The organism is Streptococcus oralis (assembly GCF_024399415.1).
Taxonomy (GTDB): Bacteria; Bacillota; Bacilli; order Lactobacillales; family Streptococcaceae; genus Streptococcus; species Streptococcus oralis_CS.
On the sequence record NZ_CP029257.1, the window covers coordinates 1,616,124 to 1,641,443 of the forward strand.

Genomic DNA, 25,320 nt, shown 5'->3' on the forward strand with positions numbered 1-25,320 from the left:
ATTATTTATTCTCCCAACGTTTGAAAGCAAGAACTGCATTGTGTCCACCAAAACCAAAAGTGTTTGAAATAGCATAAGGGATTTCTTGCTCCAAGCCTTGTCCATAAACGACATTCGCTTCGATATAGTCTGATAACTCACTTGTTCCAGCTGTCATTGGTACATAGTTATGACGCATGGCTTCGATGGTAGCAATTGCTTCTACCGCTCCTGCAGCACCAAGCAAGTGTCCTGTAAAGGACTTGGTTGAAGATACAGGTACTTCTTTACCAAGAACAGCTACGATCGCACCACTTTCTCCTTTTTCATTTGCAGGAGTTGAAGTTCCGTGGGCATTGACGTAAGCTACTTGCTCTGGAGAAATTTCTGCTTCTTCCAAAGCCAACTTCATAGCCTTAATCGCACCTTGACCTTCTGGATGAGGTGAAGTCATATGGTAAGCATCACAGGTATTACCATAGCCAACTACTTCAGCCAAGATGGTCGCCCCACGTTTTTCAGCATGTTCAAGGCTTTCAAGAACCAACATTCCTGAACCTTCTCCCATCACAAATCCGTTACGATCTTTGTCAAATGGGATAGAAGCACGAGTTGGATCTTCTGTAGTTGATAGGGCGGTCAAAGCTTGGAAACCGGCTATAGCAAAAGGAGTGATAGATGATTCTGAGCCACCAACTAACATGACATCTTGGAAACCAAACTTGATAGAACGGAAGGCATCTCCGATGGCATCATTTGATGAGGCGCAGGCTGTATTGATTGATTTACAGATACCGTTTGCTCCGAAGCGCATGGCAACATTTCCTGAAGCCATATTTGGCAAGGCTTTTGGAAGTGTCATTGGTTTAACGCGTTTTGGACCTTTTTCATGAAGACGGATAACCTGATCTTCGATTTCTTTGATACCTCCGATACCGGAAGCAACGATGACACCAAAACGATCTTTATCGATTGCTTCTACATCAAGATTTGCATTTGTCACCGCTTCTTGAGCCGCATACAAGGCATACAAAGAATAGTTGTCAAAACGGTTGGTATCTTTTTTGACAAAGTATTTATCAAATGGGAAATCTTGAATTTCAGCCGCATTGTGTACGGCAAATTCACTATGATCAAACTTAGTGATTTCTCCAATTCCAATCTTCCCAGTTTGCAAACTGTTCCAAAATTCTTCTGGAGTATTTCCGATAGGAGAGGTCAATCCGTAACCTGTTACTACAACTCGATTTAGTTTCATCTGTCTTACCTATATCTTTCCTTATTTTTTACATGCTAAGTCCGCCATCAACAGCGAGAACTTGTCCAGTCAAATAATCCTGTCCAGCCAGGAACACTGTAGCATCTGCGATATGTTCTGCTTGACCGAACTGTTTCATTGGGATTTGTGCCAATGTCGCTTCCTTGACCTTATCAGACAAAACAGCTGTCATATCTGACTCGATCATTCCTGGTGCAAGAGCATTTACGCGCACATTACGATTGGCAACTTCACGTGCTACTGACTTGGTAAACCCAATCAAACCCGCTTTAGAAGCCGCATAGTTGGCTTGTCCGATATTTCCCATCAAACCGACCACACTCGACATATTGATAATCGCACCTTCACGTGCCTTGATCATCTGTTTCAAGACTGCTTGCGTCATGTTGAAAGCACCTGTCAAGTTAATCTTAATCACTTTTTCAAAGTCTTCCTCGGTCATCTTAAGCATGAGAGTATCCTGAGTAATCCCAGCATTGTTGACCAAGACATCGACAGAACCGAGTTCAGTAATCGCTTGATCTACCATACGCTTGGCATCTGCAAAGTCTGAAACATCACCTGAAATCGGTACTACTTTGACACCGTAGTTTGAAAACTCAGCCAGCAATTCTTCTGAGATTGCTCCACGACTATTCAAAACTACATTAGCGCCTAGTTGAGCAAATTTGTGAGCAATGGCAAGTCCGATACCACGACTTGAACCTGTTACAAAGACATTTTTGTTTGTAAGTTGCATTCTATTTCTCCTGTTTCCTGTTGTATTTTGTGGGAGAAGGGATCATTAGTTTCCTAACAAAGCATCCAAGCTTGCTTGGTCTTCAACGTTAGCTAGCTGAGCTGTTTTATCGATTTTTTTGACAAAGCCTGATAGGACCTTACCCGGACCAATTTCAATAAAGTTGGTTACCCCAGCATCCTGCATCACAGCAATACTTTCATAAAAACGAACAGGTTCTTTGACCTGACGCGTCAAAAGCTCTTGGATTCGACCTTTTTCCATAACAGCAGCTTCCGTATTGCCAACTAGTGGGCAAGTAAAATCAGAGAAACTCACTCCTTCAAGAGCTCCAGCTAGTTGCTGACTGGCTGGCTCAAGAAGAGCTGTATGGAAAGGACCAGATACATTTAAAGGAATCAATCGTTTTGCTCCTGCATCCTGCAAGAGTTCAACTGCGCGGTCAACCGCAGCCACCTCACCACCGATAACGATTTGGCTTGGGGTGTTGTAGTTAGCTGGAGTCACTACTCCAACTTTAGAGGCTGTTTCACAAGCTTCCTCAATCACTTCAACTGGAGTATTAAGGACGGCAACCATCTTCCCAGAGCCTGCAGGTGCAGCCTCTTCCATATAAGCACCACGCTTAGCAACCAAGGCAACTGCCTCTTCGTAGTCCAAGGCACCACTTGCTACAAGAGCAGAATATTCCCCAAGAGACAATCCTGCTACCATATCCGGCTGATAACCCTTTTCTTTCAATAGTCGGTAAATAGAAACCGAAGTCGCTAAAATAGCTGGCTGCGTATAACGAGTCTGGTTTAACTTGGTTTCTTCCTTATCAATCAAGTCACGTAGGTCATAACCCAAAACCTGACTGGCTTGGTCAATTGTTTCCTTGACGATAGGGTAGCGATCATAGAGATCACGCCCCATTCCTAGATACTGAGCACCTTGACCGGCAAATAGAAAGGCTGTTTTAGTCATTTCTTACAACTCCTGCCCAACGAGAGGCTTCTTCTTGAATTTTCTTGGCTGCGCCATAGTATAGATCTTTTAGGATTTCTTCGACAGTTTCCTCTTTAGAAACCAAACCAGCGATCTGACCTGCCATGACGGATCCACCTTCTACATCTCCATGAACAACGGCTTTAGCAAGAGCACCAGCTCCCATTTGTTCAAAGATTTCTAAATCTGGATCTTCTTGTTTAAAGGCATCCTTTTCAGCCTGTTCAAAGTCACGAGTCAACTGATTTTTAATGGCGCGAACAGCATGTCCAAAATGTTGAGCTGAAATAGTCGTATCGATATCACGCGCTTTTAAGATTTTTTCCTTGTATTTTGGATGGGCGTTAGATTCCTTGGCTACTACGAAACGCGTACCAACTTGAACGGCCTCAGCACCAAGCATAAAGCCTGCAGCGACACCTTCACCGTCCGCAATTCCTCCAGCTGCGATAACCGGAATTGAAACAGCTGCAGCAACTTGGCGAACCAAGGTCATCGTTGTTAATTTACCAATATGTCCACCGGCTTCCATTCCCTCTGCAATAACTGCATCTGCACCAATTTTTTCCATGCGTTTTGCCAAAGCAACACTTGGAACAACAGGAATAACTGTAATTCCTGCATCATGGAAACGAGTCATGTATTTACTTGGATTTCCTGCACCAGTTGTAACCACCTTGACTCCTTCTTCAATCACGAGATCAACGATGTCTTCTACAAAAGGTGACAAGAGCATGATGTTGACACCAAAAGGTTTATCCGTAAGTGATTTGATTTTATCGATATTAGCCTTTACGACCTCTTTAGGTGCATTCCCACCACCGATGATTCCTAGACCACCAGCTTTTGATACTGCACCAGCCAAGTCACCGTCTGCAACCCAGGCCATTCCTCCTTGAAAAATAGGATAATCAATGTTCAATAATTCTGTAATACGTGTTTTCATAGTGCCTCCATCATTCCTTGCTTACGTAATAGTTCGATGAGTTTATCATTTGAGTTTCAAACTATTACCTAAACAAGAGGGAGTGGGTTTCCCCAACTCCTTCTAGTAATATGTTAATTATTTTGTTTGCTCTTCAACGTAGGCAACCAAGTCACCAACTGTTTTCAAATTATCTTCTGCTTCGATTTGGATATCGAAAGCATCTTCGATTTCAGAGATTACTTGGAACAAGTCCAATGAATCTGCATCCAAATCATCAAAAGTTGATTCAAGTGTTACTTCTGATGCGTCTTTCCCAAGTTCTTCAACGATAATTTCTTGTACTTTTTCAAATACTGCCATGATAGGACTCCTTTAAAATATAAAAAATTTATAACTATGTGTTTACCACATGATTACCTAGATTGTAAGAATGAGTGTGCCCCATGTCAAACCTCCACCGAAGCCTGATAGGAGAATCGTCTGGCTACCATCTAAACGAATCATACCATTCTCCACACACTCTGAGAGCAAAATCGGGATACTTGCTGCACTGGTATTTCCATACTCCATCATATTGGCAGGAAGTTTGTCTCGGTCAACACCGATCTTCTTAGCCATCTTATCCAAAATGCGGATATTTGCCTGATGAAGCAGGAGATAATCCAATTCCGATGCTGCGATTGGACCATTTTCAATGGTTTCTTTGATCGACCTAGCAACATCACGATTTGCAAAATCAAAAACTGCTCGTCCATCCATTTTCAAAAAAGCAGGAACTACTTCTTGTTCCGAGAAAGGAGAAGCCAAAGCCGTTTGACCATAGGTCAAACACTCGCTCCGAGAGCCATCTGTATAGAGACTATCCACAAGGAAGTGACGTGTTTCGCTCGCTTCCAAGAGAACCCCACCAGCTCCATCTCCAAAGAGAACAGCTGTCGAACGATCTGACCAATCAACTGCCTTGGACAAGGTCTCAGCCCCGATAACAATCCCTTTTTTGAACTGTCCAGAACTTAAAAACTTTTCTGCAGTTGAGAGAGCAAATACAAAGCCACTGCAAGCTGCTGTCAGATCAAAGGCGAAAGCTCTATGCGCTCCGATATTTGCCTGAACTCGAGCTGCTGTGGAAGGCATCATCGAGTCTGGAGTAATCGTCGCTACAATAATAAAATCAATCTGATCCGCTGTTAAGCTCCCTTTAGCCAACAAGCTCTTAGCTACTTCTGTCGCCAAATCACTTGTAGACTCTGTTTTTGAGATATGTCTTTGTTTAATTCCTGTCCGACTTGAAATCCACTCATCGTTTGTGTCCATGATTTGGGCTAAGTCATGATTAGTGACCACTTGCTCTGGAACATAATGAGCAACCTGGCTTATTTTTGCAAAAGCCATTATTTCAAATCCTCCAAAAATTGATAAAGGTTCGTTAAGCCTCTGCCCATGACTTCTTTTTCCTCAGGGCTCATGCCATCGATGATTTTTTCGACCATAGCCTTGTGGAATCGTTTATGAAGACGGTGAACCAAACGACCTTGCTTTGTCAAATGCAGATAGACCACTCGACGGTCTTGGTCAGAACGAATACGCTCAATATAACCTTTTCTCTCCAGGTTATTCAAACTCGTCGTCACTGTTCCAAGAGTTACCATCAGTTCTTTGGAAACCTTACTTGGCGTTGCCTCCGGGAACTTCCCAATCACATCGATCGTGTGCATTTCTTTGATGGAGATGTCTTTGAATCGACTACCTCGTAAGCTAACCTCCTCGATCACAAGGACATTATTAAAAATAGATGTTAGATAATCATTTACTTGTTGGTAGTCCAAATCGTTTCCCTCCCTCTAAAAAACTTTCACAATCAAAGCATTTGATAGAAAAAGTATAACAAACTTCAAAAAATTATGCAAGTATTTTTTTATTTTCCTGAAAATTTTGGTCTTCTTCTTTCAGAATGCGCTCGAACTCCTTCTTTAAAATCTTCAGTTAAAGATAACGATTCTTGTAATTCCAATTCTAATTCAGCATAATTCTGCCAATCCTTAAATTGACTTTCCCAAACTAGCTTTTTAATCGCTGCGTATGAGTTTGCTGAACCTCTTCTTAATTTTTTCAGAACTTGTTCTCTTGTTTTTTCTAATTTGTCAACTTCACAAACACGGTATACCACGCCCCATTCTAGCGCTTTTTCAGCAGTCAAGGCTTCTCCTGTCATGGCAAGTTGTGCAGCTCGTGTTACCCCGATACTACGACTCAAGAGATGAATCCCACCAGCGTCTGGTGCCAAGCCAACTCCAACAAAGGCTTGAATGAATTTTGCCTTGTCAGTCGCCAAACAAAAATCAACTGCTACTGCCATATTTGCTGCGGCACCAGCAACCGCTCCATCTACTTCCATCAAAACAGGTTTTGGAATTTGCTTGATTTTAAAAGAAATTGTATTGACTAATTCTGCAATCTTATTCAAAGAAGGGATATCATCTTCGTCCACTGCGCGTTTCATCTCAACCAAGTCTCCTCCAACTGAAAAGACCTTCCCATTCGCATTAATCAAGATGAACTGCACAGCTTGATCCTGCTCTGCTAGGGTCAAAGCTTCTAAAATTTCCTCACACATTGGTATATGGAAACCATTTGCCACTTCGGGACGATTCAAAGTAATGATAGCAAGATCATCTACGATCTGATATAGGATATGATTCATAGCTTCTCCTTTTCTTTTGTAAGGCATTAAAATTGTTTTATCATCAAAGTATACCTTTTTTTGGATAAAGAGGCAAGGAAAAACTAAAGGAAAGTGTCTCAGCTGATTATTCACCCATCATTTATGAGTGTGAGTAAAATTTGACACTCTTACTTTTAAATCGTTATCACTTTTCAGAATAAGTTAGTGTTTTCTTCTATTATAATAGGAAGTTATTTTCGTCATTGAAAAATGCCCCTCTTTCTGCTATAATCGTATAAAATACTTACTTGAGGAGTCCTTATGAAGGTTGTAAAATTTGGCGGAAGCTCGCTTGCCTCTGCTGGTCAGTTAGAAAAAGTCTTAAATATCGTTAAAAGTGATAAAGAACGCCGTTTTGTAGTTGTTTCTGCACCCGGAAAACGCAATGCTGAAGATACCAAGGTGACCGATGCCTTGATTAAATACTATCGCGACTATGTGGCTGGAAATGACATCAGTGCTAGCCAAAGCTGGATCATTGACCGTTATGCCGCTATGGTTAGTGAACTAGGGTTAAAACCTGCTGTTTTAGAAAAAATCTCTAAAAGTATTCGTGCCTTGGCAACTCTTCCTATAGAGGACAATGAATTTCTCTATGATACCTTCCTAGCGGCTGGAGAAAATAACAATGCCAAATTGATTGCAGCCTACTTTAACCAAAACGGCATTGATGCACGCTATGTTCACCCAAGAGAAGCTGGGATTGTTGTCACAAGTGAACCAGGAAACGCACGTATCATTCCATCTAGTTATGACAAGATTGAAGGCTTGGCTGATAGCAACGAAGTCCTTGTTATCCCTGGTTTCTTTGGTGTGACTAAAGAAAATCAAATCTGTACTTTTTCACGTGGAGGTTCAGATATCACAGGTTCTATCATTGCAGCAGGTGTTAAGGCTGATCTCTATGAAAACTTTACAGACGTAGATGGTATCTTTGCTGCCCATCCTGGTATTATCCACCAACCGCACTCCATTCCTGAATTAACCTACCGTGAAATGCGTGAGTTGGCATATGCTGGATTTTCAGTCCTTCATGATGAAGCCCTTCTTCCTGCCTACCGCGGAAAAATTCCTCTTGTTATCAAGAATACCAACAACCCTGATCACCCAGGAACACGCATTGTTTTAGAACACAGTAGTGATAAATTCCCAGTAGTAGGGATTGCGGGTGACTCAGGATTCGTCAGCATCAACATGTCAAAATACCTCATGAACCGCGAAGTCGGGTTTGGTCGCAAGGTTCTTCAAATCCTTGAGGACCTCAATATCGGTTGGGAACACATGCCTACAGGTATTGACGATCTTTCAATCATCCTCCGCTCTCGTGAATTAACTCCTATCAAAGAAGAAGAAATTCTACGTCAACTCGTTCAAAAGGCTGAAGTGGACCATGCTGAAATCGAACATGACCTTTCCATCATTATGATTGTCGGAGAAAAGATGAAGAGCCATATCGGGGTAACTGCTACTGCAACACGTGCTTTGTCTGAGAATAAAATCAACATCCAGATGATGTCCCAAGGTTCAAGTGAAGTTTCCATCATGTTTGTTGTCAATAAAGAGCAAGAAAAAGCAGCTATTAAGGCTCTCTATCATGCCTTTTTCGATGAAAGTAAGGAAGACTAACCATGGCCCAATCACTCAATCAAGTCATTGACCTCCAAACCACTGGGACATCTTACCTCTCCATCTCTGGAAAAGTTGGAAAATTTTTAGTTGGGGATCAAGCCTTGGAGTTTTATCCTGATGTCAATGTCGAACAATATATCCAAATCCCCTGGTCCAGTATTCAGCAAATCGGAGCCAATGTAACTGGTCGCAAAATCAGTCGTCACTTTGAAGTCTTTACTGACCAAGGAAAATTCCTCTTTGCTTCAAAAGACTCTGGAGCTATTCTCAAAATCGCTCGGGAAAAATTAGGAAATGACAAGGTTGTGAAACTTCCGACTCTACTCCAGACCGTTGGACAAAAACTTAAAAATCTATTTGCAAAAAAGTAAAAACTTTAGTATAATCATAGCAACGGATAAGTAGGTTATCTCCTTCTTTCAGAAAGTCTGTGGGTGCTGCGAGCAGATAGGAGGGATAGGTGAAATTCTACCGTTAGTAACAATTACATATACAATCAAGTGCACACCTGTGAAGTTGGATGGAACCGTGGCCCTGCCACTCCAACACTTTGTCAGGTGTGCTTTTTTCATAAAGGAGTTCTTATGTTAGATATTAAACGTATTCGCACAGATTTTGATGCTGTCGCAGAAAAATTGGCTACACGTGGTGTAGATGCTGCTGTCTTAAATGAGATGAAAGAAATCGATGCTAAACGTCGTGACATCTTGGTCAAGGTTGAAACTCTCAAAGCAGAACGTAACACAGTTTCTGCTGAGATTGCCCAAGCCAAACGCAACAAGGAAAATGCCGATGATAAGATTGCTGCAATGCAAACCCTATCTGCTGAAGTCAAAGCCTTGGATGCTGAATTGGCAGACATCGATGCTAAATTAACAGAATTTACCACTACTCTTCCAAACATCCCTGCCGACAGCGTTCCTGTTGGGGCTGACGAAGATGACAATGTGGAAGTTCGCCGTTGGGGGACTCCACGCGAGTTTGACTTCGAACCAAAAGCTCACTGGGATCTTGGTGAAGACTTGGGTATCCTTGACTGGGAACGTGGCGGTAAAGTAACAGGCGCTCGCTTCCTTTTCTATAAAGGTCTTGGGGCTCGTTTGGAACGTGCTATCTACAACTTCATGTTGGATGAGCATGGCAAGGAAGGCTATACGGAAGTCATCACGCCTTACATGGTTAACCACGACTCTATGTTTGGTACTGGTCAATATCCAAAATTCAAGGAAGATACTTTTGAACTCAGCGACACCAACTTTGTCTTGATTCCTACGGCTGAGGTGCCTCTCACAAACTACTACCGTGATGAAATCCTTGACAGCAAAGACCTACCAATCTACTTTACCGCTATGAGTCCATCTTTCCGTTCTGAAGCTGGTTCTGCAGGTCGTGATACACGTGGCTTGATTCGTCTACACCAATTCCACAAGGTTGAAATGGTCAAATTTGCCAAACCAGAAGAATCATACGAAGAATTGGAAAAAATGACAGCCAACGCTGAAAATATCCTTCAAAAACTCAATCTTCCATACCGTGTCGTTGCGCTCTCTACTGGGGACATGGGCTTCTCAGCTGCCAAGACTTACGACTTGGAAGTTTGGATTCCAGCGCAAAATACCTATCGTGAAATCTCAAGCTGTTCAAATACAGAAGATTTCCAAGCCCGTCGTGCTCAAATTCGCTACCGTGATGAAGCCGATGGCAAGGTGAAACTTCTTCACACCTTGAACGGTTCTGGACTTGCAGTTGGACGTACAGTTGCTGCTATTCTTGAAAACTACCAAAATGCAGATGGCTCTGTGACCATCCCTGAAGTTCTTCGTCCATATATGGGTGGTGCTGAAGTTATCAAACCATAAAAATAAGGCCTAGCTATTTCTAGCTAGACCTTTTTTCGTAACCAAATCAGATAAGCCCCCAATACAAAGAATAAAATAGTGAGGCAAATAGCAGTTTCAGCTAAAACCAGATAATCCAGAAATGGAAGTTTCAAGATACCCTGAGCCATCTTGAGCGAGGTAGCTGTGATAATGGTTGGGAAGGTGAGGGCTGAGAAGGCTGGTTGAAAGCCTTGTTTTAAAATATTGGGCAGGCGAGTCAACACAAAGAAAAAGAAGGACTGAGATGCCAAAATCATGACGATCAAGAGCCAAGTCGGTAGCCCTGCTCCTCCAACTCGAACTATGGAAGCTAAGAGTAGAGAAAAGGGAGCACAGTAGATTCCTTCCTGTCCAAGCAAGGCCACTGGGAGTGGATCTTTCTTTAAATCGCTATAAATAAGGGGATAGAGATAGAAGGTCAAGACAAAACCAAAACTCAAGGTCGCATAGGCAATTTCAATGATACCGACAAGAGGATAGGTCAAGGCTGCTACTGCAATCCCCACATAGAGAACCGTCCAGCTAGGAGTCGCATTGACCCTCCGACCTGGACAGGCAAATTTGATGGTAAAAGTAGCAATCAACGCCAAATCCAAGAGAAAGGAAAACCACCAGATCCCTTGTGCTACTATAGGAAGAGCAGGGAATACGCGAAAGACATAGGTCGATAAAATCATCCCAGCCATAGGAAAAGTGGCCATCCCAGACAAAAGAGGGGGCTTGGTCAATTCTTGCTTGGTTTCTTCCCAATTAAAAAGATGAAGAATCAGAAAGAAAATCCACAAAACTAAACCAATCAGACTCAATAAATGCGACAGAACTGGCCAAGTATCTGCAATCAGATTTCCTGCACCTGCTAAACCTAATAAACAGCCAGAGAATACCAAGGGGAGCTTTTTCATCCGAGCCTCCAATAATCATGTTATTATTAGTATAGCATAAAAGCGCTTAAAATAGCATAGAAAAATGAAGACTGGATTGCTCAGTCTTCATTTTTTCTTTCTGATTCGAACTAGGCATAAGGTTGCAATTCTGGGTTAATAGGCGTATTGGCTAGGTTGTTGGCATAGTTGCAGAGGCTGGCAAGACTAACACCCAGAACCACGTCCAAGGCATTTTGTTGCGTGTAGCCAGCTTGCAAAAATTCAGTCAAGGCTTCATCTCCTACACGCCCTTTGGTATTGATGACCGCCAAGGTAAACTTAGCTAGAGTATCTAGTTTTGGATCTGTCTCGATTGGAGTACGGTTGCGGAGGGCTTGGAGAAGATCATCATTCATCTGAATTTGTTTGATCGAAAAGGCTGTGTGACCTGCGACGCAGAAAGCACAACCATTGGTTACGGCAGCTGTGATTTGTACTACTTCGCGTTCCACTGGTGTCAGGCTATTGCGGCGGTTGATAGCTCCGACAGTTCGGTAGGCTTCAAGCGCGGTTGGGGCATTGGCCAAGAGACCGATTAGGTTGGGAATATAGCCATTGTTATCTTTTTGTACTGTTTCAAGAACTTCTTTTACTTCTGCTGGTGCTGATTCTACTGTGTGGATGGTAAATGTTGTCATAAGAAACCTCTTTTCATTTTATTGTCATTTAGTCTATCATAGAATTTTCCCCTTGGATAATATATATTTTCAATCGCCTTGATAGGAAATGTCTATGAAATGAAAAAATCACACTAAAAGTGTGATTGGGTTAGTGTTTAAAATACTTTTTAGTCTCAGCAATGACGACTGGCGACAAGACTAAGAGGGCAATCAAGTTTGGCAAAGCCATCAAGGCATTGACGATATCTGCGATAATCCAGACCATGTCCAGCTCGATAAAACCTCCCAACAAGACCATGACTACAAAAACCACACGGTAGAGCCAGATAAAACGAACGCCAAAGAGAAACTCGAAACAGCGTTCTCCATAGTAATTCCAGCCTAGAATTGTCGTAAAGGCAAAGAGAACCAGAAACATGGTCAGAAGAGCAGGCCCAAAATTCGAAAAAATTGTTGAGAAGGCTGACTGGGTAAGCGCAACTCCATTCAAATCACCGCTCCAAACCCCAGTTACCAAGATTGTCAGACCTGTCAGAGTACAGATAATGAGGGTGTCAATAAAGGTTCCTGTCATGGAAATCAAGCCTTGCTCAACAGGCTCATTTGTCTTAGCCGCAGCAGCTGCAATCGGAGCTGAACCAAGGCCAGATTCGTTCGAAAAGACTCCTCTCGCCACACCATTTTGAATCGCAGTACGGATAGTCGCACCTGCAAATCCTCCTACTGCAGCTACGGGGCTGAAAGCGGAAGTAAAGATTAGGGTAAGTGTAGCTGGGATTTTCTCAATATTAAAGAAAATCACAATCAAGGTTCCTAGAATATAGACGATGGCCATAAAAGGAACGACTGCTGTTGAAACCTTGGAAATGGATTTGAGTCCACCAAAGACTGCAATCGCTACAAAAACAGACAAAACGAGTGCTGTGATAGCTGGATCAATTTGAGCTGTATTTTGGATAGATTCTGTAATTGAATTGACTTGGGTAAAGGTACCAATCCCCAGAAGGGCCACCAATACACCAGCTAGGGCAAAGAAGATTGCAAGGGGACGCCACTTTTCTCCCATTCCCAAAAGGATATAGTGCATGGGCCCTCCAGCTACAGCTCCATTTGCATCCTTGGTGCGATACTTGATAGCCAGCAAGCCTTCTGCATACTTGGTTGCCATCCCAAAGAAGGCAGCCATCCACATCCAAAAGAGAGCACCTGGCCCACCAACCTTAATGGCTGTCGCGACTCCGATGATATTTCCCGTTCCAACAGTAGCCGCAAGGGCTGTACACAAGGCTGCAAAGCTCGATACATCTCCATGTCCCTTATCCTTGGTAAAGATCAACTGAAAGGCCTTGGGAAGACGAGCTAGCTGTAAAAGTCCTAGTCGAATGGTCAGGTAGATTCCCGTTCCGACCAATAACAGTAAGAGGGGAGGTCCCCAAACGAAAGCATCAAGCGCTTTTAGCAATTCTAACATGTCCTACTCCTATCTTTTCAACCCCAAAAGAAAGAGCACATGCAAGATACATGTACTCTGGAATGCTTAGATAAATGCCAAAAAGTGGTCTATCCTAGCTCTGTCCTTTTACCTGAGAGTTTGAGCAGTTGCCTGCCTTGCCCCTTCGGTGCCTTTACGGTCTCTCCAGAGTTCCGTCCATTTACAGTCATGGAAAACAAACCTTTCTCCACTTCTATTAAACTTCATTCGGTGTTGGTATTTAATTCTTTATTATTTTACAAAAAAAGTTAGCTTTTGTCAATATTTTCTATGAAAATTTTTGACTTTTCATTTCTTTTTTCAGAAAGAGCGAATCCTTCTTCTCTCTATCCTTTAAAGGTCACAATGGTAGCGCCACTGCCTCCAGCATTTTGTGGAGCATAGCCGAAACTCTTGACATGCTTGTTTCTTTGTAGGTATTTAGTGACGCCCTCACGGATGACACCTGTTCCGATACCATGGATGATGTCGACTTGCGCCATGTTATTGAGCAGGGCTTGGTCAATAAAGGCGTCCAGCTCATTCATGGCCTCTTCGTACCGTTTGCCTCGGAGATCCAGTCTTGCTTGCGGACCACGACCAGAAGCACGTTTGACGACATTGACTTGTTTTTTCTTGACTGGGGCTTCTTGTTGAGCCTGAACAAGATCAAATTCTTTCTCTTCCAAGGTCATCTTAATCAAGCCAACTTGAGCTTCCCAACGGCCGTCCTTGAGCTGATTGGTCAAGGTTCCACGTTGGCCATAACTGAGAACAATGATATCATCCCCAACCTTTGGAGCTCGGTTTTTCTTGGCCTTTTGAAGGACCTTGTTTTTAGACAAGTCGACTTTTTCAGGAGCTAGTTTTTTCAGTTTAGCCTTGGCTTCAATGATTTCATGGGGTTTGAGTTGAGACTTGCTGTGAAGATTCTTGAGAATCTGGTCACTCTCATTTAGAGCAAGTTCCACAATCTCGGCAGCCTGTTCACGCGCCTTGTTGAGCTCAGTTTCCTTCTCGCGATTGAGTTCATTATAGAGCTTTTTGAGTGCTCGGTTCATCTTGAGGTTTTCTTGCTCCACCTCACGAATATTGTCCAAGCGTTTACGGCTTTCAAGCGTTTGCTCTTCTAATTGTTCAATGATGCGATTGACGTCATTATCTTGGTTGACCTGCTGGCTGGCATCTCCTACGATGACATCTGACAAGCCCAGGCGTTTGGCAATTTCAAAGGCATTGCTTCGGCCAGGAACTCCCTGCATAAAGCGATAGGTCGGACGCAGACTTGCTGTATCAAACTCCATGCTGGCATTTTGCACAAAGGCTGTTTCGATACCGTAGGCCTTGAGCTCTGGATAGTGGGTCGTCGCCATGGTCTTGACCTGACGCAGACGAAGATCCTCCAGAATAGCCATAGCAAGGGCTGCTCCTTCCTGTGGATCGGTACCAGCCCCGAGCTCATCTAGCAATAAGAGCGAGTGCTGATTGACCTTGCCAAGAATATCTACGATATTGGTCATGTGGCTGGAGAAGGTAGACAAACTTTGTTCGATAGACTGCTCATCCCCGATATCGGCAAAGATTTCTTCGAAAATACCGACACGGCTTCCTTTATCAGCTAAGATTGGCAAGCCAGATTGGGCCATAAGTTGAGTCAAGCCCAGGGTTTTGAGCATGATGGTCTTCCCACCTGTATTGGGACCTGTAATGACAATGGCCGTTAATTCCTTACCAAAGTGTACATCGTTCGCGACAGCATTTTTGACCAAAGGATGGCGAACATGAAGGAGTTGAATCTCTTGGTTCTCTGAAAGTTGAGGAACAACTGCTTGTCTTTCTTGGATGAAACGCACCTTGGCACGAATCAGATCCAGATGGCCGATAATCCAAGCGTCATTAGCAATCTCAGCAGCATGAGGACGAACCCGTTCCGATAGTTCCTGCAGGATGCGAATCATCTCATAGCGTTCATCAGCTCGCAGACTAGCGATTTCTTCGCTCAGCTTGACCACCTCACGTGGCTCGATATAAACCGTATTACCACTAGCAGAGATGTCATGGACAACACCTGCAATCTTATTGCGATAGGTGTTCTTGACTGGTAAGACTTGACGGCCATTTCGGCTAGCGATTATGCCTTCCGTCAACATCTGCGCTTTTTGCTTGAGTAAGTCTTGCAAGACATCTCGAACTTGACTCTCGCTATCATGGATTTTCCGACGGATGCGTGCTAGCTCTTCACTGGCGAAATTTTCGATAAATCCTGCATCATTTAGAGATTGAAGACTCCCTTGCAAGTGTGGGAACTCATGCAGTTTTTCAAACCATCTCGCCAACTGCTCCAAGCGTACATTTTCAAGATTGGCATAAAAACTTTGCAACTCTCTGCTAGCAAACAAGACTCGTTTGAGGAGCAGGAACTCCTCAATATTGAGGTCCGCCCCCATCTCCAGACGCTTGCAGACAGCTGAAATCTCACGTGTCGCTAGGATGGTAAAGTGGGGTTGCTCCACAAAAAGGGCTTGCATTTCCTCCATCTCTGTAAAGGCTTGTTTGATCTTATCCACCTTGGCAGTTGGAACCAAGCCTTTTAGCTCCTCTAGACCTTGTTCTGTCAAGAGATGCGGTTCAAACAAGGCTTTGATTTTATTAAATTCTAAGGTTTCTAGTATTTTTGTATTCATATTTTTTCCTTATATGCTGGTTTACAAGATTATAGCAACTAGAGGTTTTGACCTAGTCCTCCAATCTGTAAACAAAGGGCTAGGAAAAATCCCGCCCTTTTTATCCGATTAAATTTGTCACCCAGAGTTGTTTGATAAGGTTTGTCGTAAAAGGGACACTTTGGATGATGTGTTTGGCTACTATACTTTTTTCGAGTGAATTTTGAATGACTGCCAGAGGCACCGTTGCAAGAATGGTCAGAGCCATTTGCAAGACGAATAAGGTTACCAATAGCGACAAAACGCCTGAACCGATACGCAACCATTTGACATCTAGCTTTTTAGTTGGAATCAAGTGCAGGAACAAACCGATAAAACGTCCGATAGTGTAGCAAATCCCAAAAACTAGAAGATAGGCTAGACCCGCATAAAAGACCTTGTCTAGATGAAACAGCTGGTCTGAAGGGAAGAAAAAGGTTCCCTGTCCTTCCTGAGGATTGGCATAAGGGACAAGTAAGTGGAAGTGATCTCCCAATGATTTATAAAACTGTCCCGCAACAAAGGCTGAAATCACTGCCACGAGGAAATAATAAACTTGCAGGACCAGGCCTCTACGGTAGCCGATGTAAAAGCCCCAAGCCAGAACCAATAAGAGTAGGATTGAAATCATAAGGAGTCCTCAATCTTGCTCTGTTCTTGTTTGACAGCAATTAACTTGTGGCGAAGTTCTAACAACTCTTGCTCCTTGTCATCAAATTCAATCTCACGGTTGAGTTGTGTAGACAGACAATTGACCGCCAAAAGAAGCGCAATGGTTTCATCATCCGCCCCAGGCATTTGTTCTTTAATTGCTTGGTATTTTTCAGTCGCAACCTTGGCAATTTCCTCCATAAAGAGGTTGTCATGCTCGGTTGTTAAGGTTAATGTCTTTTTTCCGAATGTAAACTTATATCGATTTAGATTTGCCATAAAATTCACCTCACGATATTATACCAAATTTCGCTAACTTTGTCAGTTTTTACCAATTCTCCTGCTTTTGTGGTACAATAGAGACTATGGCAAGTATCACACTCACACCAAGTGAACAGGAAATTCAGAGCTTTTTAAGTCAGTATCAGAAGGCTCTCAGTCCTAGTAAAAATCCTTATATTCGCTATTTTTTTAGACTGCCTCAGGCAACAGTTTCCATCTATACTTCTGGAAAAGTCCTCCTGCAAGGCGAAGCTACTGAGCAATACGCCAGTTTCTTTGGCTACCAAGTTCAACAAGAAAACAGTGGACAAGATTTTCCTATGATTGGGACTGATGAGGTGGGAAATGGTTCCTACTTTGGTGGGCTTGCTGTCGTGGCTTCCTTCGTGACACCGGACCAGCATGCCTTCTTGCGAAAACTCGGTGTGGGGGATTCAAAAACCCTGACAGACCAAAAGATTCGTCAGATTGCCCCTATCCTCAAGGAAAAAATCCAGCACCAAGCGCTCCTCCTTTCACCGAGCAAGTACAACGAAGTTATCGGAGAGCGTTACAATGCTGTTTCTGTAAAGGTTGCCCTTCACAATCAGGCTATCTTTCTCCTGCTTCAAAAAGGAGTCCAGCCAGAAAAAATCGTGATTGATGCTTTTACAAGCGCTAAAAACTATGACAAGTACTTGGCGCAAGAAGCCAACCGTTTTCCAAACAAGATCACTTTGGAAGAAAAAGCCGAGGGCAAATACCTGGCTGTTGCGGTTAGCTCCATCATCTCTCGTGACCTCTTTCTGGAAAATCTAGAAAATCTGGGACGAGAACTGGGCTATCAACTGCCAAGTGGCGCTGGAACTGCATCTGATAAGGTTGCAAGCAAAATCCTGCAGTCCTATGGCATGAAGGGACTTCATTTCTGCGCCAAACTGCATTTTAAAAACACTGAAAAAGCCAAAGCACTTCTAGAAAGGTAAATTATGAATTCGTTTAAAACATTTCTAAAAGAATGGGGAGTTTTCTTCCTGATTATCGCACTGGTCGGTCTTAGCCGTATCTTTCTTTGGAGCAATGTCCGTGTGGAAGGACACTCTATGGACCCTACCCTAGCTGACGGAGAAGTTCTCTTCGTTGTTAAACACCTCCCAATTGACCGCTTCGACATCGTGGTTGCGCATGAGGAAGACGGAAATAAAGATATCGTCAAGCGCGTTATTGGAATGCCAGGAGATACCATCCGCTATGAAAATGACAAACTCTTTATCAACGGTGAGGAAACGGATGAACCCTACCTAGCTGAATACCTCAACTTGTTCAAAACAGAAAAGTTGCAAAACACCTATACTGGAAAAGGATTTGAAGGCAATAAGGGAGTTTACTTTAGAGAACTTGCTCAAAAGTCACAGGCCTTTACAGTCGATGTCAATTCCAATACCAGCTTCAGCTTTACTGTCCCTCAAGGTGAGTACCTTCTCCTTGGTGACGATCGTCTAGTCTCTAGCGACAGCCGCCATGTTGGCACCTTCAAGGCCAGCGATATCAAGGGCGAAGCAAAATTCCGTTTCTGGCCACTTAACCGTATCGGAACTTTTTAAGATAAGGAAGAGGCCGAGAATGCTAAGTCTCAGCCTCTTTTTCTATTGCGAGAAGAAGACCTTTTAGTCTCCTAGCTTGTTGAAAGAAGCTAAGGGTACGACTCTCACGAACTCATGTAAAGGAAACCTATGGAAGTTTATTTTTCAGGCACCATTGAACGGATTATTTTTGAAAATCCCAGTAATTTTTATCGCATTCTCCTCCTAGATATTGAAGATACGGACGCAGAGGACTTTGACGATTTTGAAATCATCGTTACAGGAACCATGGCAGACGTGATTGAAGGGGAAGACTACACTTTTTGGGGGCAAATCGTTCAGCACTCCAAGTATGGGGAACAGCTACAGATCAGTCGTTATGAGCGGGCAAAACCAACTAGCAAGGGCCTCGTCAAGTACTTTTCCAGTAGCCATTTCAAAGGAATTGGTCTCAAAACGGCCCAAAAAATCGTTGATAGCTATGGTGACAATACCATTGATGAAATTCTGGAACATCCTGAAAAGCTAGAAGGCATCTCAGGACTCTCTGCCAAAAACCGTGAGGCTTTTGTTTCCACTCTTCGTCTTAACTACGGAACCGAGATGGTCTTAGCTAAACTAGCTAACTACGGCATTCCCAATAAACTGGCCTTTCAGATTCAAGATTTTTACAAGGAAGAAACGCTGGATATTGTTGAAAATTATCCCTATCAACTGGTTGAGGATATCAAGGGCTTGGGTTTTACCATTGCTGACCAATTAGCTGCCGAACTAGGTATCGAAAGTCAAGCTCCTGAGCGCTTCCGCGCTGGCCTTGTCCACAGTCTTTTTCAGGGATGTATGGATACGGGCGATACCTATATGGAAGCCCGAGATTTGCTGGAACAAACCCTGACTCTCCTAGAGTCTTCCCGTCCCGTGGAACTCGATCCCAGCCAAGTTGCTCAGGAATTATCTCATTTGATTGAAGAAGACAAGGTTCAGCAGATTGATACCAAAATCTTTGATAACAGCCTCTTTTTCGCTGAAGAAGGCATTCGCAGTCACTTGGTTCGTATCCTTGAAAAAGAAAAGCAGAAAAATCAGGATCTAGAAACCATTCAAAAGCATATCGCTACTGTCGAGCAAGAACTGGGGATTGAGTACGATAGGATCCAAAAACAGGCTATTTGTGACGCTATCCAGAACAAGGTCTTTATCCTAACAGGCGGACCTGGTACTGGTAAGACGACTGTTATCAATGGGATTATCGCTGTTTATGCCCTTTTAGAAGGGCTTGATCTCAGGAAAAAAAGCAACCTGCCTATCCTTCTTGCTGCTCCAACTGGTCGAGCGGCTCGGCGCATGAATGAATTGACAGGTTTACCTAGCGCGACCATACACCGTCATTTGGGGATGACGGGAGACGATGATACCAGTCATCTAGAAGATTATCTGGATGCCGACTTCATCATCGTGGATGAGTTTTCTATGGTGGATACTTGGCTAGCTAACCAACTCTTCTCCAATATCTCCTCTAACAGTAAAATCCTCATCGTGGGGGATAGTGACCAGTTGCCTTCTGTCAGTCCTGGACAAGTCCTTGCAGACCTGCTCCAGATACCCCTGATACCTCAGACGCGCTTGGAACGGATTTACCGTCAGAGTGAAGAATCAACTATCGTCACCTTGGCTAGTCAGATTCGACAAGGCATCTTGCCAGCCGACTTTACCCAGAAAAAAGCTGACCGCTCCTACTTTGAAATCGCTAATGGCTATATACCAGCTACCATTGAGAAAATTCTTGGTGCTGCCCTCAGAAGTGGCATTCCGGCTCGCGATATTCAGGTGCTAGCACCTATGTATCGAGGAACTGCTGGTATTGATGCCATCAACCAACTCATGCAAGACCTGCTCAATCCTCAGCAAAAGGGGCAAGTTAGCTTTGAAGCAACTCAGTGTCACTATCGAACGGGGGACAAGGTTATTCACCTAGTCAACGACGCTGAAGTCAATGTCTTTAATGGAGACCTAGGCTACATCACAGACCTGATTCCTGGAAAATACACCGAGTCCAAACAAGACGAGATTGTCATTGATTTTGACGGCAATGAGGTCATCTATCCACGCAACGAATGGTACAAGATTCGACTAGCCTATGCCATGAGCATCCATAAGTCTCAGGGAAGTGAGTTTCCTGTTGTCATCCTACCCATCACCAGTGCTAGCAAGCGCATGCTGGAGCGAAATCTCATCTACACAGCCATTACACGCGCCAAAAGCAAACTTATCTTACTAGGTGAATTACAGGCTTTCGACTATGCAGTCAAGCATATCGGGACTGCCCGCAAGACCTATCTGATTGAGCGTTTCAGTGATTTAATTGAAACTAATATTGAAGAAAGTAAACAGGCCTTCTCTGAAACTGCCACACCAAGTGACTCTGAACAATCCTACATCCTCACCGAAGAAAACTGGTCTAGTATTCCAGCCATGATTGGGATTACAGATGCAGACCTCAAAGAGATTTTTGGAAAATAGTGCAACAGAAAACCCACCTAGTCAGGTGGGCTTTTTCTCTTTTAAGATTATTTAACTGTTGCAGTGCTTGTGATCAATTCAACAGCTTTTTTGATAGTGATATCGTGTTTCAACATGTCAGCTGAAAGCAAGTTTTGTACTTGTGCAACTTCCATGTTGTAGTCTGCTGCCAATTGCTCGATTTCTTTTTGGATTTCTTCTTCTGAAGCGTCAAATCCTTCAGCCTTGGCAACTGCTTCGATAACAAGGTTAGTCTTCGTACGTGACTCAGCTTCTGCTTCGTATTGTTTGTGAAGGTCTTCTTGAGTAGTTCCTGTGATTTGGAAGTACATGTCAGGGTTGATACCTTGGCGTTGCAAGTTTCCAAGGAATTCATTTACTGAACGGTGAACTTCTTCATGGATCATTTCTTCTGGAAGTTCTACGATTTCAGCATTTTCTACAGCTTTATCGATTGCTGCACCTTCAACGGCATCTTTGTAAGCTTCTTCTTTCGCAGCAGTCAATTCTTTGCGGTATTTTTCTTTCAATTCGTCAAGAGTTTCCACTTCTTCGTCGATATCTTTTGCAAGTTCATCATCAAGAGCTGGAACTTCTTTAGCTTTTACTTCGTGGATAGTTGTTACGAATTTAGCTTCTTTACCTGCAAGGTCTTCTGCTTGGTAGTCTTCTGGGAATGTTACGATAACATCAACAGTTTCGCCAGCTGAGTGACCTACCAATTGGTCTTCGAAACCAGGGATGAATTGACCTGATCCAAGTCCAAGTGAGAAGTTTTCACCTTTTCCACCGTCAAATTCAACACCATCGATAGAACCAACGAAGTCAATCACAACAGTGTCGCCATTTTCAGCAGCGCCTTCTTTGATAACCAATTCAGCCAAGTTGTTGCGTTCGCGTTCGATACGTTCTTCAACGTCAGCGTCAGTTACTTCTTTTTCTACATCTACTGATACTTCAAGGTTTTTGTAGTCGCCCAATTTTACTTCAGGTTTTGTCACGACTTCAGCTGTGATAACCCAGTCTTGACCTTTTTCCATTGAAGTCACGTCAATTTTTGGTTGAGCAACCACTTCAAGACCAGCTTCTTTTACTGCAGCTTCATAAGCGTTTGGCAAAAGTGCGTTCATTGCATCTTGATAAAGAGCTTCTTCACCAAATTTTTGGTCGAAGATAGGGCGTGGAAGGTGACCTTTACGGAAACCAGGAACGTTAAGAGTTTTCTTTACTGAGTTAAATACACGGTCCAATTCTGGTTTGATTTGGTCTTGAGAGATAGTGAAAGTCAAGACACCACGGTTTGTTTCTTTGTTTTCAAATGATACAGACATTCTGTCATTTCTCCTTAAAATTTTTAATACAGTCCATTATACCATATAATAGCGACTTTTTTCAAGTAATGAATGCGCTTTTCAATAGTGCTAGAGGTACTTGCTCGCTTCCTTGATACTAAGTTCAGCCATTCGTTTCTTATTTTTCTCAATAAAACGTGCTACCCATTCGGGATTGGTTTTAGAGTAGTCTCTTAGAGCCCAGCCGATGGCTTTGTTGATAAAAAATTCTGTCTGGTCCAGATTGTTGACCAGGATCTTTTCCATCAGTTGGACATTTGTTTTCTCTTTCCTTAACAACTGGTGGTCAATAGCGACTCGTCTCAGCCAGATATTATCTGATAGGCTCCATTTTAAAATCACTTCTTCAAGTTCCGGATAGTCGGCTACCAAACTTCCTACTACTCGATCTAAGATATCTACCGTGTCCCACCAGGACTTGGTCACGACCAGACGCTCAAGTTTAGGCAAATCGTCCTTCGTTAGATAAGACTGCATGGCTTTCAAATAGTTGGCAGCCACATACTGGTATTCTCTAGGCTCCTTTTCCCAGCAGATATCTACAAAATCCCAATCGATCATCTTTGTTTTTTTCGCGCTTGGAAAGTATTTTCTATAAAGCGCATTTCTTTCAGGACCTTCAATACCTAAAAAGGGAAATTGATGACGCATATAGGCTTCCATGGGGCCTGCCTTTTTCGGATCTTTTGCTGCTTCTAGCTCCTCAAGTAAATCTACAAGACTCATCTAAAAGTTCTCCTGCCCAACCAAGTGGTGCTGAAAGGCATAGACCGCAGCCTGGGTGCGATCACTGACCTCAAGCTTGGCTAGGATGTTGGACACGTGGGTCTTGACCGTCTTGAGAGAGATGAAGAGTTCATCTGCAATGCGTTGATTTTCGTAGCCCTTAGCGATGAGTTGGAGCACGTCTCGCTCACGCGCAGTCAGCTCCTCATGAAGCTCCATATGATTACGGTGGTATTCGACCTTCTTGCTGACCTCTTGTTCAATAGCAAGCTCTCCAGCAGCCACCTTGCGGACGGCATGAAGCAGTTCGTCTGCACTAGAAGTCTTGAGCATATAACCTTTGGCACCCGCATTCAAGACCGGCATAATTTTTTCATTGTCCAAGTAAGAGGTGACAATTAATATCTTGGCTTCAGGCCATTCTTTGAGGATGGCCAAGGTCGCGTCAATCCCATTCATCTCAGGCATGACGATATCCATGACAATGACATCTGGACGCAGTTTCAAGGCCAAGGAAATCCCTTGAATACCGTTGGCCGCCTCGCCCACAACTTCTACATCATCTTGGAGGTCAAAGTAGCTTTTCAAGCCCAATCGGACCATTTCATGGTCATCTACCAGTAAAATTTTCATCTCTACTCCTTTATGATTCCTTGTCTAGCAGGGGAATACGGATATCAACCGCCAGTCCTTGCTTTGGAGCTGTCAAAAGTTGAACCGTTCCTGCCATATCTTCGACCCGCTCCTTGATATTTCGCAGTCCATAACTCAAGTCGTCTAAACTCCCTAACTGGAATCCAATCCCATTGTCCACCACCTTCAGCTGCAATTCAACATCTGTCTGATAGAGGTAGACATCTAGGCAAGATGCCTGAGCATGGCGAAGGGTATTGCTGATCAACTCCTGAAGAATACGGAAGATATGTTCTTCAATCTTCTTGGGCAATGTAGACACATTCTGCTTGAGACTAACCTTGAGATCACTCTTGTCCTCAAGCTCTTTTAAGAGGATTTGAATCCCCTCAACCAAACTCTTCTCTTCCAACTCAACAGGTCGCAAATGTAGGAGCAAGACCCGCAAATCTTTCTGGGCTGTTTCGAGGATGGCTGCGACGCTTTGCAACTGGGTCTGCATCTTTTCTCTATCCAGCTTCAAAGCCTGCTGACTGACACCTGATAAAATCATATGGGCCGCAAACAACTCCTGACTAACCGTATCGTGCAAGTCACGTGCTATCCGCTTCCGTTCTTTCTCGATGATTGCTTCTTCCTTGACCAGGCTTTGATTTTCAGCCTTTTGAACAGCCTCTGTCAAGAGGTTGAGCTTGCCAGACAAGGACTTAAAACTGGCATCCAAGTCTGGATCTGCAAAGGCAACCACCTCTTTTCCTGCTAACAGTCGCTTGAGATTGACTTGCATTTTTCTGCGAGAGACTTCTTCTATCACGCGCCAAAAGAGGACAAAAAAGAAGGTCATGGAAAGGCTAAAGACCAAGACTAAGAAGATTAACTTTTCTGTTTTCTCGATATCCTGTAGCAAATAGGACCAGTCTAGTTCAAAAATATCAAGTAAACTATTAGCCAAAAAGAGGATAAAGAGGAAAGAAGTCAGACCGATTAACAGATAAGATTGCTTTTTCATCCTCTGACCACCTCCACATCGCCAACCATAGTAGTTAGGAAAATCTTGACGCTCTTGTTACTCTTGAGGTAGTCTCTGGTTTCCTGATGATAGTGTTCATTACGGAGGGCTCGCTTAGGTTGATGAAGGAAGGTTAAATCTCCATAAAGACAGTTAACACTGAGGCTGATTTCCACATCTACGGGCAAGATAATCCTAGTCGTTCCGACCATCTTTCTAAGGATAATGACATTGTCATGATTGGTTAGGATAACTCTTTCCAAATGAATGGTGTCCTTACCCATGAGGCGAAAGAGGTTGATATCGTCAAATTGACATGTCTGGTGACTAGAGAAATGATGGAGATTGCTAAACCAAGGATTGTGTTCATTTTTAACCGTTACCACCTCTTCAAAGACCAAGTCGGTCTCCTCTCTTTCTTGATTCATCATCGGATAGAGAAGAAAGAGACTATAAATAACTGCCACAAAGATAGCTAATATCACAAAGGGATTGAGCATGACGATGAAAAAGAAAAGAATAGTCGCTACAAGGAGAAAGACGTTGTTGCCCTCTTTACCTGAATAATAGCGCAGCAAGAGCATAAAGAGAAATAAAATCAGCAGAAAACGCGAAAAATGCTCTGATACCATCAAAATCAGAGCCCCCGTCAACAGACAGGCTTCAATAAATAAAAAGATTTGAAATTTTTTCATAGCTGCATCCTCTCCCTTCTATTTTATCACA

At 43.2% G+C, this 25,320-nt stretch carries 25 protein-coding genes and 1 riboswitch; of the genes, 6 read left to right on the forward strand and 19 right to left on the reverse strand.

The window, feature by feature from the left end; all coding sequences use genetic code 11:
* Position 1: 1 nt before the first annotated feature.
* The 8 genes from fabF to DG474_RS07880 form a co-directional block, all read right to left on the reverse strand.
* Entirely contained in the window at positions 2-1,237 is a 1,236-nt protein-coding gene (fabF, locus tag DG474_RS07845; RefSeq protein WP_255778005.1) for a beta-ketoacyl-ACP synthase II, read from the reverse strand.
* Between the two features lie 28 nt (positions 1,238-1,265).
* Entirely contained in the window at positions 1,266-1,997 is a 732-nt protein-coding gene (gene fabG / locus DG474_RS07850; protein WP_255778006.1) for a 3-oxoacyl-[acyl-carrier-protein] reductase, read from the reverse strand.
* Between the two features lie 45 nt (positions 1,998-2,042).
* A complete protein-coding gene (gene fabD, locus DG474_RS07855) occupies positions 2,043-2,963 on the reverse strand; it encodes an ACP S-malonyltransferase (protein ID WP_255778007.1) in 921 nt (306 codons plus the stop codon).
* Entirely contained in the window at positions 2,956-3,930 is a 975-nt protein-coding gene (gene fabK / locus DG474_RS07860) for an enoyl-[acyl-carrier-protein] reductase FabK (RefSeq protein WP_000857451.1), read from the reverse strand. The genes fabD and fabK overlap by 8 nt, the downstream gene beginning before the upstream one ends.
* Positions 3,931-4,047: 117 nt before the next feature.
* On the reverse strand, positions 4,048-4,272 hold the full coding sequence (locus DG474_RS07865; RefSeq protein ID WP_000257840.1) for an acyl carrier protein: 225 nt from the start codon (positions 4,270-4,272) through the stop codon (positions 4,048-4,050).
* Positions 4,273-4,329: 57 nt separating this feature from the next.
* Positions 4,330-5,304, reverse strand: coding sequence for a beta-ketoacyl-ACP synthase III (locus DG474_RS07870; RefSeq protein ID WP_255778008.1), 975 nt, complete (start codon positions 5,302-5,304; stop codon positions 4,330-4,332).
* On the reverse strand, positions 5,304-5,738 hold the full coding sequence (gene fabT, locus DG474_RS07875) for a fatty acid biosynthesis transcriptional regulator FabT (protein ID WP_000386338.1): 435 nt from the start codon (positions 5,736-5,738) through the stop codon (positions 5,304-5,306). The genes DG474_RS07870 and fabT overlap by 1 nt, the downstream gene beginning before the upstream one ends.
* Before the next feature lie 89 nt (positions 5,739-5,827).
* On the reverse strand, positions 5,828-6,613 hold the full coding sequence (locus DG474_RS07880; protein WP_001015586.1) for an enoyl-CoA hydratase: 786 nt from the start codon (positions 6,611-6,613) through the stop codon (positions 5,828-5,830).
* A 282-nt stretch (positions 6,614-6,895) separates the two neighbouring features.
* Here DG474_RS07880 and DG474_RS07885 point away from each other — a divergent pair, with 282 nt between their 5' ends.
* The 3 genes from DG474_RS07885 to serS all read left to right on the forward strand — a co-directional run bounded on the left by DG474_RS07885 (position 6,896) and on the right by serS (position 10,122).
* Complete coding sequence (locus DG474_RS07885) at positions 6,896-8,260, forward strand: aspartate kinase (protein WP_000869633.1); 1,365 nt, start codon at positions 6,896-6,898, stop codon at positions 8,258-8,260.
* 2 nt (positions 8,261-8,262) lie between these two features.
* Positions 8,263-8,634, forward strand: a complete 372-nt coding sequence (locus DG474_RS07890; protein WP_255778010.1) for a DUF956 family protein — start codon at positions 8,263-8,265, stop codon at positions 8,632-8,634.
* A 213-nt stretch (positions 8,635-8,847) separates the two neighbouring features.
* The gene (gene serS / locus DG474_RS07895) at positions 8,848-10,122 is read left to right on the forward strand and encodes a serine--tRNA ligase (protein WP_255778011.1); all 1,275 of its coding nucleotides are present in this window, start codon (positions 8,848-8,850) and stop codon (positions 10,120-10,122) included.
* A gap of 23 nt (positions 10,123-10,145) precedes the next feature.
* On the opposite strand, the gene DG474_RS07900 is transcribed toward serS, so the two are convergent.
* From DG474_RS07900 to zapA, 6 genes are all read right to left on the reverse strand, one after another.
* On the reverse strand, positions 10,146-11,045 hold the full coding sequence (locus tag DG474_RS07900; protein WP_255778012.1) for a TDT family transporter: 900 nt from the start codon (positions 11,043-11,045) through the stop codon (positions 10,146-10,148).
* 110 nt (positions 11,046-11,155) lie between these two features.
* On the reverse strand, positions 11,156-11,704 hold the full coding sequence (locus DG474_RS07905; RefSeq protein WP_255778013.1) for a carboxymuconolactone decarboxylase family protein: 549 nt from the start codon (positions 11,702-11,704) through the stop codon (positions 11,156-11,158).
* A 130-nt stretch (positions 11,705-11,834) separates the two neighbouring features.
* Complete coding sequence (locus DG474_RS07910) at positions 11,835-13,157, reverse strand: alanine/glycine:cation symporter family protein (protein ID WP_255778015.1); 1,323 nt, start codon at positions 13,155-13,157, stop codon at positions 11,835-11,837.
* Positions 13,158-13,247: 90 nt separating this feature from the next.
* A riboswitch (glycine riboswitch) is annotated at positions 13,248-13,336 on the reverse strand.
* Between the two features lie 168 nt (positions 13,337-13,504).
* Complete coding sequence (locus tag DG474_RS07915) at positions 13,505-15,841, reverse strand: endonuclease MutS2 (RefSeq protein ID WP_255778016.1); 2,337 nt, start codon at positions 15,839-15,841, stop codon at positions 13,505-13,507.
* Positions 15,842-15,941: 100 nt separating this feature from the next.
* Positions 15,942-16,490 carry a CvpA family protein gene (locus tag DG474_RS07920; RefSeq protein ID WP_049484262.1) on the reverse strand — a complete coding sequence of 183 codons (549 nt, stop codon included), beginning with the start codon at positions 16,488-16,490 and terminating at the stop codon, positions 15,942-15,944.
* The gene (gene zapA, locus DG474_RS07925; protein WP_000002028.1) at positions 16,487-16,789 is read right to left on the reverse strand and encodes a cell division protein ZapA; all 303 of its coding nucleotides are present in this window, start codon (positions 16,787-16,789) and stop codon (positions 16,487-16,489) included. The genes DG474_RS07920 and zapA overlap by 4 nt, the downstream gene beginning before the upstream one ends.
* Before the next feature lie 86 nt (positions 16,790-16,875).
* Here zapA and rnhC point away from each other — a divergent pair, with 86 nt between their 5' ends.
* The 3 genes from rnhC to recD2 all read left to right on the forward strand — a co-directional run bounded on the left by rnhC (position 16,876) and on the right by recD2 (position 20,874).
* The gene (gene rnhC, locus DG474_RS07930; RefSeq protein ID WP_125397541.1) at positions 16,876-17,757 is read left to right on the forward strand and encodes a ribonuclease HIII; all 882 of its coding nucleotides are present in this window, start codon (positions 16,876-16,878) and stop codon (positions 17,755-17,757) included.
* A 3-nt stretch (positions 17,758-17,760) separates the two neighbouring features.
* Positions 17,761-18,375 (forward strand): signal peptidase I, encoded by a 615-nt coding sequence (gene lepB / locus DG474_RS07935; RefSeq protein WP_255778018.1) that lies wholly within the window; start codon positions 17,761-17,763, stop codon positions 18,373-18,375.
* A gap of 129 nt (positions 18,376-18,504) precedes the next feature.
* Positions 18,505-20,874, forward strand: coding sequence for an SF1B family DNA helicase RecD2 (recD2, locus tag DG474_RS07940; RefSeq protein ID WP_255778019.1), 2,370 nt, complete (start codon positions 18,505-18,507; stop codon positions 20,872-20,874).
* A 47-nt stretch (positions 20,875-20,921) separates the two neighbouring features.
* Here recD2 and tig read toward each other — a convergent pair whose 3' ends face one another.
* From tig to liaF, 5 genes are all read right to left on the reverse strand, one after another.
* The gene (gene tig, locus DG474_RS07945) at positions 20,922-22,205 is read right to left on the reverse strand and encodes a trigger factor (protein ID WP_000116504.1); all 1,284 of its coding nucleotides are present in this window, start codon (positions 22,203-22,205) and stop codon (positions 20,922-20,924) included.
* Positions 22,206-22,295: 90 nt separating this feature from the next.
* On the reverse strand, positions 22,296-22,952 hold the full coding sequence (locus DG474_RS07950; protein ID WP_084922096.1) for a DNA alkylation repair protein: 657 nt from the start codon (positions 22,950-22,952) through the stop codon (positions 22,296-22,298).
* Positions 22,953-23,585, reverse strand: a complete 633-nt coding sequence (locus DG474_RS07955; RefSeq protein ID WP_084860263.1) for a response regulator transcription factor — start codon at positions 23,583-23,585, stop codon at positions 22,953-22,955.
* A gap of 10 nt (positions 23,586-23,595) precedes the next feature.
* The gene (locus tag DG474_RS07960) at positions 23,596-24,594 is read right to left on the reverse strand and encodes an envelope stress sensor histidine kinase LiaS (protein WP_084860264.1); all 999 of its coding nucleotides are present in this window, start codon (positions 24,592-24,594) and stop codon (positions 23,596-23,598) included.
* Complete coding sequence (gene liaF, locus DG474_RS07965; RefSeq protein WP_255778020.1) at positions 24,591-25,289, reverse strand: cell wall-active antibiotics response protein LiaF; 699 nt, start codon at positions 25,287-25,289, stop codon at positions 24,591-24,593. The genes DG474_RS07960 and liaF overlap by 4 nt, the downstream gene beginning before the upstream one ends.
* Positions 25,290-25,320: the final 31 nt, after the last annotated feature.